Source organism: uncultured Thomasclavelia sp., assembly GCF_944324745.1.
In the GTDB taxonomy this organism is placed as follows: Bacteria; Bacillota_I; Bacilli_A; order Erysipelotrichales; family Coprobacillaceae; genus Thomasclavelia.
The window spans coordinates 1-12776 of sequence record NZ_CALUXO010000016.1; the positions used below are offsets into that span (position 1 = coordinate 1).

The following is a 12776-nucleotide window of genomic DNA, read 5'->3' on the forward strand; positions in this document are numbered from 1 at the left end:
TATCAGGATACGAACCAGATGTTGATATCAAGATTGAATATACAGGATTAAGGCCTGGTGAAAAATTATATGAAGAATTATTAATGAAAGAAGAAGGATTACAAGATACACCAAATCATCTGATCCATATTGGAAAACCAATTGAATTAGATGAAGAGACTTTCTTTAATAAACTAACAAACTTAAAAGAAGCGGTTTATAAAGAAACCAGTGATGTTCGATCATTAGTAAAAGAAATCGTACCAACTTATAAACCAAAGGAAGAAGGTGTATCAAAATGATGAAAAAGCTATTAATAATTGGAGCTGGTGGCCATGGTAGATGCTGCTATGACATTGCAAAGCGAATGAATCGTTATGATACGATTCATTTTTTAGATGATAATTCAAATGATAACTATGTAGTAGGCAAAATAGATGATTTATCTAAATTTAAAAATGATTATGATGAAGTATTTGTAGCAATTGGTAATAATCAAATACGTCATCAGCTAACTATAAAATGCAAACAAATGAATATGTCTATTGCAACATTGATCGATCCAATGTCTTTTATTTCATCTACATCAATTATTGAAGAAGGAACAGTTATCTTTCCTTTTGTATCAGTTGAATCAAAGGCAATAGTAGAAGAAGGATCAATTATCAGCAGTAATACGATCATTCATCATGATACTATCATTGATAAATTTGTATTGATATATGGTCATTGTGTAATCAGACCTAAAACACATATCGAACCATTGGAAACTATCAGTAGTTCAATGGTTATTGATAGAAAGAATATTATCGAAGAAAGGGGATAATGGATGTATAAAAGGGGAATAAAAAGAATTATTGACTTTATTTTATCACTTTGTGGTTTGATAATATTAAGCCCAGTATTTCTAATTTTATGTATCTGGATAAAATTAGATAGTAAAGGACCAATATTATTTAAACAAAAACGAGTGGGCAAACATAAAACATATTTTAATATCTATAAATTTAGAACAATGTATATTGATACACCCAAAGATATGCCAACTCATATGTTAGCTAATCCTGACCAATATATCACTAAAGCTGGACATTTTTTAAGAAAGACATCATTAGATGAATTGCCACAGATACTAAATATCTTAAAAGGTGAAATGTCAATCATTGGACCAAGACCAGCTTTATGGAATCAGGATGATCTAGTGGCTCAAAGGGATAAGTATCACGCTAATGATGTAAGACCAGGATTGACCGGTTGGGCACAAATAAATGGTAGAGATGAATTAGAAATACCAGTGAAAGCAAGATTAGATGGAGAATACGTGGAACGTATCTCTTTTTTATTTGATGTTAAATGCTTCTTTGGAACTATTTTGTCAGTTATTAAATCTGATGGAGTAGTTGAAGGAGGAACTGGAGAATTACATAAAAAAGATGGTGATATAACATGAAGAAAATATTAATAACTGGAGCCAATAGTTATATCGGTACATCGTTTGAAAAGTATATCGAAGAAAACCATCAAGATGATTATCATATAGATACATTAGATATGATCAATCCAAATTGGAAAAAATGTGATTTTAGTGGATATGATTCAATTTTTCATGTAGCTGGTATAGCTCATATAAAGGAAACTAAAAATAATGCTCACTTATATTATGAAATAAATAGAGATTTAGCCATTAAAGTGGCAAAAAAAGCAAAACAATCTAAAGTTCATCAATTTGTTTTTATGAGTTCAATGAGTGTATATGGATTAGACTATTCAAATGATTATATTACTTTAGATACACCTACAAACCCAAAAACTAATTACGGTAAAAGTAAATTACAAGCGGAAAAAGAGATTTTGAAGCTAAATGATGATAATTTTAAAGTTTGTGTATTAAGACCGCCAATGGTATACGGAGATAAGAGTCCTGGTAATTTAACAAAATTATATAAACTAGTAAGGAAAATACACGTTTTTCCAACGATAAAAAATCAAAGAAGTGCTATATCAGTAGAAAAGCTTTGTATGGAAGTAGAAAAAGCAATTTGTCTAGATACTAAAGGAATATTATTACCCCAGAATGATAAGTATATGTGCACATTTGAAATTGTTAAAAACCAAATGCAATTAGAAGATATTAATGTAATATATATAGCTTTGTTTAATCAAATAATACGGTTATTAATTGGCAAAGTTGGGGTAATTACAAAATGTTTTGGCAATTTAGTTTATGAAAAAAAATAATTACATTATTTATAAATTGAATATTTTGGGAGTCAGTAGATGAAATCATTAGAAATGAAAAAGATTCTTTTTTTTGCACCTAGTTTTTTTGGATATGAAATTAAGATAAAAAATAAAATGGAAGAATTAGGAGCAAAAGTGGATATGTTTGATGAAAGATCCATAAAAAGTTCTTTTCAAAAAACTATTTTAAAGATAAATCCTAATATATATAAAAAGAAAACAGAAATGTATTATTTCAATATATTAAATAGATTGAAAGAGAATCATTATGATTTTGTTTTTTTTATTAAATGCGAAATGGCAACTACAAAAGTATTGGAAGAATATAAAAAAACTTTTTGTAACAGTATATTTTGTTTATATTTATATGATTCTCTTCAAAATGTTAAGAATATTGAAAAAAAGCTTAAATATTTTGATTATATATATTCATTTGATAGATTCGATTGTAAAAAAAATAAATTGTTACGTTTCGAACCATTATTTTATTGTGACGAATATCAAAGAGAAAAAAGTAATCAGAGAAATAAATATGATTTGTGTTTTATTGGAACAATTCATTCTGATAGGTATAAGATATTAAAACATATTAAAAAACGGGCTGAAGATGAAGGTTTAAATATGTATTTTTATCCATTTTTGCAAAGTAAGTTTATATATTATTTTTATAAGCTCACTAAACCAGAATTCAGAGATACAAAAATTACAGATTTTAAATATGATAAATTATCTGCTAACGATATCTCTCAAATTGTTGATGCATCAAAAGTTATTATTGATATCCAACATCCAAATCAAACTGGTCTAACAATGAGAACTATAGAAATTCTCGGACTAAAGAAAAAACTAGTAACAACCAATAAAGATATAATTAATTATGATTTTTATAATGCAAATAATATTAAAATTATTGATAGAAAACATTTTACTATAGACAAAAATTTCATAAATAGAGAATATATTGATCTTGATGAAAAAATATATAGAAAGTATTCATTAAGTTCTTGGATTGAAACACTGATGGGAGATGATGTAAATGAAGATATTAGTAACGGGGGCTAATGGTTACTTAGGACAAGGAATAACAAGAAAACTTATTGATAGTGGAAATGAAGTTATTGCAACTGATATTAAAGATGATTTAATTGATAAAAGAGCAACTATTAAATGTGCTAATATATTTGGTATTGAAGATCCATTTAATTATTTTGATAAACCTGATATTTTATTACACTTAGCATGGCGTGATGGGTTTGTTCATAATTCTATAAATCATTTAAATGATTTACCATTGCATTATGATTTTATACATAAAATGATAAATGGGGGTATTAAGCAATTTGCTGGATTAGGTAGTATGCATGAAATTGGATTTTATGAGGGTAGTATAAATGAAAATACACCTTGTAATCCGGAGAGTTTATACGGAATTAGTAAAAATGCATTAAGAAAAGCTGTGGAACTTGATTGTAAAGAAAAGGTTATATTTCAGTGGTTAAGAGGGTTCTATATAGTTGGAAATAGCACAAGTGGAAGTTCTATTTTTTCAAAAATAACTCAGTCAGTAAAAGAAGGAAAAAAAGAGTTTCCTTTTACCATGGGATTAAACCAATTTGATTTTTTAGATTATGATGTGTTTTGCAAACAGGTTGTTACTACAATATCACAAAGAGAAATAAATGGAATAATTAATATTTGTTCTGGAAGACCTGAAAAATTGTCAGATCGAGTGGAAAAATTTATTGAAGAAAATAATTATGATATTAGACTTAATTATGGAGTTTTTCCTGATAGACCGTATGATTCAAAAGCAATCTGGGGTGATGATTTTAAAATTAAATTAATAGAAAAAATAGTTCGTGAGGATAAAAATCATGAAAAATAAATATTCGTTTAGTGAAAGTATAAAGAATATTTATTCCCTTATTTATACAAAATTATTTTTTTATCAAACAAGATTTATAAGAAGACCTGTATATATAAGAGGAAAGAAAAGCATTGTCGGTGCAAAAAATTTAACTTTAGGTAGATTTTGTAGATTTGATTTAGATGGAAAAGAAAAAACACTATATATTGGTGATAATTGTCAATTTGGCGACAATACACATATTGTTGCTTTAAAAAATATTAAAATTGGAAACAATGTATTGATTGCATCGAAAGTGTTTATTAGTGATACTAGCCATGGGAGTTATAAAGGGTGTTTACAAGATTCTCCGATGACCCCACCTAACGATAGAGCATTATATAGAGATGACGTTATAATTGGAGACAATGTTTGGATAGGTGAAAATGTGTGTATATTACCTGGTGTCAAAATAGGAAATGGATGTGTTATTGGAGCTAATAGCGTAGTTACAAAGTGTTTTCCTGATAATTGTATTATTGTAGGTACTCCAGCTTTTTGTTTGAAAGTATATAATGAAAAAAAAGAAATCTGGGAGACTGTATCATAAATAACAATGTTCATATTAATATATTTATAAATCATTGTAGATTAATTATAACTTTATTTTTGTTATATAAATATTGCTCGATTAAAATATGTTAATAGTTAATGAAAACCTCTTAAAATAAATAAAAATATGAGTTGAAGGTAATTATGATAATGTATGTTGAAATATTTATAAATCGATACTATTTTTTGAATACCCACATTCAACAGGTAAATACAAAATATTAAAATGTTAATATCAATTTTATCTGTATTTATGTAGTGTATGTAGTGAAAAATATTTAGACATTTCATCAATCTGACGATTATGGGTATTCAAGTACAATTTTAAATAAATTTTAATAAGGTTTGAAATTTAATAAAACAAATATTTGATAAAATGATATTTTAGAAATAAAGTATAAATAGAATTATTTAGTTTTTTATTATATTGATTAAATAAAATATCATTTATAAAAATAAAAGAAAGGTTTGGAGCATAGTTTATGAGTAGAATATGTTTTGTTTGTGTAGGTAATTTATATAACGTTCCCTATATTAAAGCTTATGAAGATATTCTTGAAGAAGATTTTGATATTATTTACTGGAATAGAGATTGTACTGAAGAATATTCACATGCAAAAAATCTCTATCAGTTTAAGTACAGATTTACAAATACAAAAAAAAAATTAATCGGATATTACAAGTTTACCAAATTTACTTTTAATATATTAGAAAAAAATAATTATGAAATTATTATTTTCTTAAGCTCTTTATCAGCGGTACTAAACTATAAGGTTTTTAAAAAAATAAATTCTAACTTTATTGTTGATGTTAGAGACTATACTTTAGAAAATAATATTTTATTTTATTGGTTAGAAAGAAAATGCTTTGAAAAGTGTAAAGCTATTGTTATATCATCTCCGGCATACAAGAGTTTTTTACCCAAAAATATAAATTACTTAGTTATCCATAATACTCAAGATGAACATTATAAAATACATAAAAGAAAGAAAAACAAATCATTAACAATATCATTTATAGGGACTGTAAACTATTTAGAGATGAATAAAAAGGTTATTGATTATTTTGCAAATGATGATAGATTTTTATTAAAATTCATTGGCAAGAATTCAGAAATATTAAATAAATATTGTTTGGATCATAAAATAAAAAATGTATATTTTGGCAAGAGATTTAATCCTGATGATATTTCCTATCTTTATGAAGATACTGATATTATATTAAATGCTTACGGTAACAATACTCCAAAATTAGATTTTGCACTTTCAAATAAGTTGTATTTTGCAACTAATCTGAAAATACCAATTATTGTTAATGATAAGACCTATATGCAGAAAGTCACAACTGATCTGGGAATTGGTTTTATATTTGATAATAACCCTAATCTAAAAAATGAATTATTAGAATTTGAATTAACTGAAGAAATTATTGAAAAATTAGATAAATTTAATGAAAATGTCAAAAAAACAAATATAGATAGTTTAAATGAGATAAGAAGAATTATTAATAAAGGAGTTTGATATGATTAAGATACTACATATGTCAACAGCATTAGATGGCGGTGGTGTTGAGAAATTTTTACTTAATTATTATAAACATATTAATAGGAAGAAAATACACTTTAGTATAATAGTTCCTGGCTTTAAAAAAGGGCTACTTGAAGATGATTTCTTACAACTAGGTGCAAATGTCTATCATGTTCATAAATTAAGTGATAATTTATTTAAAGGTATAATCGATATTTATAAAGTTGTAAAAAATAATGAGTATGATGTAGTACATTGTCATGGTAATAAATCATCACTACTAGGGATAATATTTGGATTTTTTTGTGGTATAAAAGTTAGAATTGTTCATGCTCATATGACAGAAGAAACAATTGTTCATTTTAAAAAGATTTATAAAAAAATATCTTCACTAATAATAGATTTATTTTGTACTGATAGATTTGCCTGTGGTGAAGATGCAGGTATCTATTTATTTGGTAAAAGAAAGTTTACAATAATAAACAATGCCATAGAATTGGAAAATTTCAAATTTGACATAGATTATAGAGATAAGAAAAGAAGAAATTTTTCTAATAATGATATTATCTTATGTTGCGTTGCTAGATTTAATGAACAAAAGAATCATAAATTTTTAATAAATGTATTTTATGAATTAACAAAGCTTTCAACCGATTACAAATTAATATTATTAGGTGATGGACCATTGATGAGTTCTATTAAGGAAAAATGCAAGGAGTTCGGGATAATAGATAAAGTTTTTTTTCTTGGAAATAGGAATGATGTAAATAAAATAATGAGTATTGCAGATATAGGCATACTAACTTCTCTATATGAAGGTTTGCCAGTAGTATTAGTTGAAATGCAAGCTGCTGGATTGCCAGTTTTATGTTCTGATTCTGTTACAAAAGAAGTAAATATAACAAAAAAAATTAAATATATAGATTTAAAGTATGGGTCAAAATATTGGTCAAAAGAAATATTAAGCATTGAGTTAAATTCAGGTAATTCTAGAGAAATGATTTATAATTCCATGATTGGATCTAAATATGATATTATTTCACAAGCTAAACAGTTAGAAAATATATATTATGAGAAATTGATAGGTAAAAATGAAGCTTAAAATATATAAGATTACTGTTATTTTAATTAGTTTAGTACTTTTGACCATTTTTTTTCTTAATTTAAATTATGCTAAAAATAATACCAATATTGTAAATGATTATATATCCTATTTTATGCCGTGGATTATTATTTTTTTTATCGTTGAAATATATATTCTTATTTTTATAAAAAAAGTAAAATACTATGATTTTGGATTGATATTTATTATTTTATCAAATTTTTTTATGTTTGGAACTATATTTTTAAAATGGTTAAATTTAGAAAGTGATATTTGGGATCCAGTATATTTTTATTCTTCAAATGAGATGTTTCAGGCAATTAGTTATGTTATACCAGCTATTTTTTTATTTACAATAGGATACGCTCTATTTGGAAATAGGAAGATAACGCGTGATAATATTGATAATAATTCAAAATATGACGATCAGTTAGTTTATTATACTGGTATATTTATGAGTATTTTTGGTGGTATATTTAGAATTATTTGTGATGTACCAACAATTATATATATGATGGGGGCTAATACTTATGTAGCTTATTCTGATTATGCAGTATCTGGTTTTTTATATACATTTGCAGGACTATTTGTTCCTGGAGTTATTTTTTTGATGTATTCTAAAAAAATGAGTAAGTTTAAAAATATAATTATGGTGATTGTTATATCGTATATTGTAATCACAATGATTTTAACAGGAAGTAGAAAACAAGAAATATTTGATATTGTTACTTTAGTATTATGCTATTTGGCGAACTTAAAGAAAAAAATAAGTTTAAAAAAAGTTTTGTTATTATTTATTTTAGGGTATCTATTTTTAGATTTAATTTATGTGATTCGAGAATACAGAACAACTCTAGATTTAATACCTATGAAATATATAGAAAGTATTTTTAGTTTTAATGCAATACCTATATTATTTGCAGAAACTTTATCAGAAGTTGGTATGGTCATATATTCTGTAACAAATATAGTTAAATATGTACCTGCAATTATGGGCTATGAATATGGTATGACATTTTTAAGAACTATTTTTTCATTTCTACCTATTAATCCTTTAGTTGGAGATTTTTTTTATAAAGCTTCTTCTACTAATGTAATAAACGAATATTTAAATTTACCTGTAGGTTCAAGTATGTTTGGAGATATGTATTGGAATTTTGGATATTTAGGTGGTTTGATGTTTTCGTTCATAATAGGTTTTTTATTTTACTTATTTTTTAATAGATATTTAAAGAAGTTTACAGATAATTATAGTGCTGCGATTTATTTTTGTTGTTTTGATATACTGATAGTTCTTGTTAGAGCAGAGTTCTTTGATTGTTGGCGAACATTGGTATATTTTTTTGTTACAGTTTTTTTAATAAAATATATTTTAATTAAAAAGAAAACAAGGAGGGAAAAGTTATCAAATTGATTTTGATAATACGAGATGAAATATTTATTACATGGAGCTACTGATATGGGGTCATCAAATTACGGTGATTTTCTATATGGATACTTAATTTATAATTATTTAAAGAACATTGATTTAAATAATGAAATAGATTTTTATAATCCATCAGATTATTTTGTTAAATATTTGAATTTGTCAAAGAAAACAAAAATAAAATGGAACAATTGTAATTGTGCTATATATATACCTGGAGGATATTTTGGTGAAGGACACGATGCACGCTTTAGAGATAATTTAATACAGTGGTTAAGATTTATGATTTTTGGTTTAAAGTCACTTTATCATAAAAAGCGCTTGTTTATTATAGCTATTGGTGCAGGGCCAATAAATTCATTTTTAATGAAACAAACAATAAGAAAACTTGTGTCTAAAGCTGATTTTATTACTGTAAGAGATCATGAATCTTATGAAGCGTTATCAAATTTGCATACAAAATCTAGAATAATTGAATCTTCAGATTTGATTATTAGTCAAAAGTTTAAATTTAATATAGATGAAAATTTATTACAAGATTATAAGACAGATAACAATGGCACTAAAATATTGCTGGTTCATTATAATCATTCAATGATTGCACTTGAAAAATTTGCAGAAGCAATAAATTTATTTTTAGAAAAACACAAGAATTATCGTGTTATAGTTACTTCAGACTGCTATTTAAATAAAGAAAAGGAGCTTTTTGAAATTTTTAGTCGAAAAATTAATACAAAAACCGAGTTATTTCATTATGATTCACCATTTGTATTTACTGAGTTTTTAAAAAAAGTAGATTTAGTGTTAACATGTAAGTTACATCTCGGAGTAGTATCTTGTATGTTTAATAAAAGTGTTATTGTTTCCGCAGTTCATCCAGAAAAGACAACAAGGTTTTATAAACAAATTGGTGAAGAAGCAAGATGTGTTTCTCTTTTTGATACTAATAGTTATTATATATATAAGCTGATGGAAGAGTATTATGATAAAAAGATAGTTATACCTGATGAAGCAATATCTAAAGCAAATATTACTTGGACATTATTAGATGAAAAGCTCAAACAAACAACTTGTTAATAATACTTTTCATCTATATATTTTAACTATTGTAAAAATGCTTCTTCCATTAGTGATTTTACCATATTTAGCACGTGTATTATCTAAAGATGCTTATGGCGTAGTAACATATGTTAAAACATGGATGCAATATGTTCAATTATTAATAGATTTTGGTTTTATCTTGTCGTCTACACGACTGATAGTAGAGTGTAATGGAAATAAAAAAAAGATTGGTAATATTATTGGGGATACATTAATAGAAAAATGTATATTAAGTATTGTTGCTTTATTAATTCTTGTTATCGCGGTTTGTAATATTAAAATATTGAAAGAATATAGTTTATTTGTATTTATTTACTATGTTTCAATTTTTTTAACAGTGTTTATGTTTGATTTTCTATTTCGTGGAATTGAAGAAATGGAAAAGTTAAGTATACCATTAATAGTAAGTAAAATAATTTCAACATGCTTAACATTTATATTTGTAAAAAATGATAGCCATCTTGAGTTAATAGCATTATTAGAGATAATTGGAAATTTAATAGCAGTAATTATATCTTTGTATTTTATCAAACAAAAAAAAATCATTATCAGTTTTTCGAATTATAAAAAATGGTTTAGAGATATAATATTTTCATTTAATTATTTTTTATCCAATTTTTCTACTACAGTTTTTGGAGCATTAACTACTGTTATAACAGGAATATATTTAAATACTAGTGATGTTGCATCTTGGGGACTATGTATGCAAATTGTAAATGCAGTTAAATCCATTTATTCTCCTATTATTAATGGTCTATATCCTTATATGATAAAGAATAAGAATATCAAATTAATCAATAGAATCAATTTAATGATGGGGGTATTAATTTTTATTGGATGTATAATTGTTTTTACTGCAGGAAGAACAATAATTGTTTTCATTGCTGGAGATAAATATTACTCTTCGGCAATAATATTACTGATATTATTACCAGTTTTAATTTTTTCATTTTATTCTATGATTTATGGATGGCCTGTTTTAGGGGCAATAAAAAAAATACGAGAAACAACGATAACAACAGTATTTTCTGCCTTGGTTCAAATTGTTTTAATAGTATTTTTAATTGTTACAGACAAATTTAATTTATTTAGTCTAGCTATTATTACTAGTTTCTCTGAATTTTTACTTTTTGTGACAAGATATATTGTATATCGATATTTTAGATATTTATTTAAATAGAAGATAATTTTGTAGTAATGTGGCAATTAGGTGTCTGTAGTAGTATATAAAATACTACAGACAATAGCTATGAAAAATTTCTTATAATTATTGGTGTTTTATGGTGGATGAATAGATTGATATCATAATGAAAAAGAGTCAACTATTACAAACGTTTTAATATATAAATTTTTAAATAGTAGACAAATATGGCTATTTTATAGTATTAAGATTTATTAAATTAGATAATAGTGTACATATTTCTAATCTTATTAACCACGCATCAGTCATTATGTATTTTATTAAGAAAATAATACTTGTTTTATAACAAAATAATACATAAAAGAACGTTATTTAATAATTGGGTAATAGATTTTATCGATGTGGTTTGCCATGTGTAATTTATAGTCTATTACTTTTTTAATATAGATAGAGATTACTGAAGTAAAATATTAAAAGCCAATTATTTCAGTACAATTTTTAATTTATAAAATCAAAAAATATTAGGAGAACTTTGAATGAAGAAAATAATGTTAGTATTTGGGACACGCCCTGAAGCAATTAAAATGTGCCCATTAGTTAATGAGTTGAAAACTAGAGAAAATATTAAAACAATTGTTTGTGTCACCGGTCAACATAGAGAAATGTTGAATCAAGTATTAGAAGTATTTAATGTTAAACCTGATTATGATTTATCAATTATGAGAGATAAACAAACATTGTTTGATATAACAACAAATATATTAAATAAGATAAAATCGGTTCTTGAAGAAGTCAAGCCAGATGTTGTATTAGTTCATGGAGATACATCCACAACTTTTGTTACATCTTTGGCTTGTTTTTATTTACAAATTCCTGTTGGTCATGTTGAAGCAGGACTTAGAACTTATGATATTTATTCGCCTTATCCAGAAGAATTTAACCGCCAGGCAGTAAGTATTATTGCAAAATATAATTTTGCTCCTACAGAAATGAGTAAACAAAATCTTATTAACGAAGGAAAAAAAGAAGAAAATATTTTCGTTACAGGAAATACAGCAATAGATGCTCTAAAAACTACCGTGAGAGAAAACTATGATCATCCAGAATTAGAGTGGGCAAAAGGTTCAAAGCTAATTATGATTACTGCACATAGAAGAGAGAACCTTGGTGAACCAATGAAACATATGTTTAGAGCCATAAAAAGAGTGATGGATGAACATAATGATTTGAAGGCTATTTATCCAATACATATGAATCCTATTGTTAGAGAGCTTGCAAATGAAATATTTAAAGATGATGATAGGATTCATATTATTGAACCACTGGAAGTAATTGATTTTCATAATTTTTTGAATCAAAGTTACTTAATACTAACAGATTCAGGTGGGATTCAAGAAGAAGCTCCCTCATTAGGAAAACCAGTTTTAGTAATGAGAGATACTACTGAGAGACCAGAAGGAGTAGCTGCTGGCACATTAAAGCTGGTAGGGACAAATGAAGAGAGAATATATAATGCTTTTAGCCAACTATTAAATGATGAAAATGAGTATAAAAAGATGTCAAATGCTAGTAATCCATATGGCGATGGAACAGCTTGTAAAAAGATTGTAGAAATATTGTTTCAAAGTTTTGGAATATAAAATTTATTTTTTTAGTGGTCTATAATCAATATGCTACCTGTCTTTGGCAGTTAAAAAGAAAAAAATGGTGCTAATTTGATATTGCTATCGAGTTAGCATCATTTTTATTTGCTTGGATGTCAGATAATAATTGGTTATTGGTTGATTTAATATGCCTGCAAG

At 25.6% G+C, this 12776-nt stretch carries 12 protein-coding genes and 1 pseudogene; all 13 read left to right on the plus strand.

All coding sequences use genetic code 11. The annotated features are described in order from the left end of the window. On the plus strand, nt 1-281 hold a 281-nt coding region (locus Q0K54_RS01320), incomplete at its 5' end, for a polysaccharide biosynthesis protein (RefSeq protein WP_294578037.1). After that, nucleotides 281-805 (plus strand): sialic acid O-acetyltransferase, encoded by a 525-nt coding sequence (locus Q0K54_RS01325; protein ID WP_294578038.1) that lies wholly within the window; start codon nt 281-283, stop codon nt 803-805. The genes Q0K54_RS01320 and Q0K54_RS01325, both read left to right, overlap by 1 nt. A gap of 3 nt (nt 806-808) precedes the next feature. Continuing rightward, on the plus strand, nt 809-1429 hold the full coding sequence (locus tag Q0K54_RS01330; protein WP_294578039.1) for a sugar transferase: 621 nt from the start codon (nt 809-811) through the stop codon (nt 1427-1429). After that, a complete protein-coding gene (locus tag Q0K54_RS01335) occupies nt 1426-2217 on the plus strand; it encodes an NAD-dependent epimerase/dehydratase family protein (RefSeq protein ID WP_294578040.1) in 792 nt (263 codons plus the stop codon). The genes Q0K54_RS01330 and Q0K54_RS01335 overlap by 4 nt, the downstream gene beginning before the upstream one ends. Nucleotides 2218-2256: 39 nt before the next feature. Then, nucleotides 2257-3282: a hypothetical protein gene (locus Q0K54_RS01340; RefSeq protein WP_294578041.1), complete on the plus strand. Its 1026-nt coding sequence runs from the start codon at nt 2257-2259 to the stop codon at nt 3280-3282. Then, nucleotides 3257-4105: an NAD(P)-dependent oxidoreductase gene (locus tag Q0K54_RS01345; protein WP_294578042.1), complete on the plus strand. Its 849-nt coding sequence runs from the start codon at nt 3257-3259 to the stop codon at nt 4103-4105. The genes Q0K54_RS01340 and Q0K54_RS01345 overlap by 26 nt, the downstream gene beginning before the upstream one ends. Nucleotides 4106-4484: 379 nt before the next feature. After that, nucleotides 4485-4587, plus strand: a pseudogene (locus Q0K54_RS13745) (DapH/DapD/GlmU-related protein); the annotation flags it as partial. A gap of 573 nt (nt 4588-5160) precedes the next feature. Beyond that, a complete protein-coding gene (locus tag Q0K54_RS01355; RefSeq protein ID WP_294578044.1) occupies nt 5161-6198 on the plus strand; it encodes a hypothetical protein in 1038 nt (345 codons plus the stop codon). 1 nt (nt 6199) lies between these two features. Next, nucleotides 6200-7306: a glycosyltransferase family 1 protein gene (locus Q0K54_RS01360; protein WP_294578045.1), complete on the plus strand. Its 1107-nt coding sequence runs from the start codon at nt 6200-6202 to the stop codon at nt 7304-7306. Beyond that, nucleotides 7296-8720, plus strand: a complete 1425-nt coding sequence (gene wzy / locus Q0K54_RS01365) for an O-antigen polysaccharide polymerase Wzy (protein WP_294578046.1) — start codon at nt 7296-7298, stop codon at nt 8718-8720. The genes Q0K54_RS01360 and wzy overlap by 11 nt, the downstream gene beginning before the upstream one ends. 45 nt (nt 8721-8765) lie before the next feature. Further along, complete coding sequence (locus tag Q0K54_RS01370) at nt 8766-9809, plus strand: polysaccharide pyruvyl transferase family protein (RefSeq protein ID WP_294578047.1); 1044 nt, start codon at nt 8766-8768, stop codon at nt 9807-9809. Beyond that, nucleotides 9781-11013 (plus strand): oligosaccharide flippase family protein, encoded by a 1233-nt coding sequence (locus Q0K54_RS01375; RefSeq protein WP_294578048.1) that lies wholly within the window; start codon nt 9781-9783, stop codon nt 11011-11013. The genes Q0K54_RS01370 and Q0K54_RS01375 overlap by 29 nt, the downstream gene beginning before the upstream one ends. A 497-nt stretch (nt 11014-11510) precedes the next feature. Further along, nucleotides 11511-12614 (plus strand): non-hydrolyzing UDP-N-acetylglucosamine 2-epimerase, encoded by a 1104-nt coding sequence (wecB, locus tag Q0K54_RS01380; protein WP_294578049.1) that lies wholly within the window; start codon nt 11511-11513, stop codon nt 12612-12614. The last annotated feature ends 162 nt before the right edge of the window (nt 12615-12776 follow it).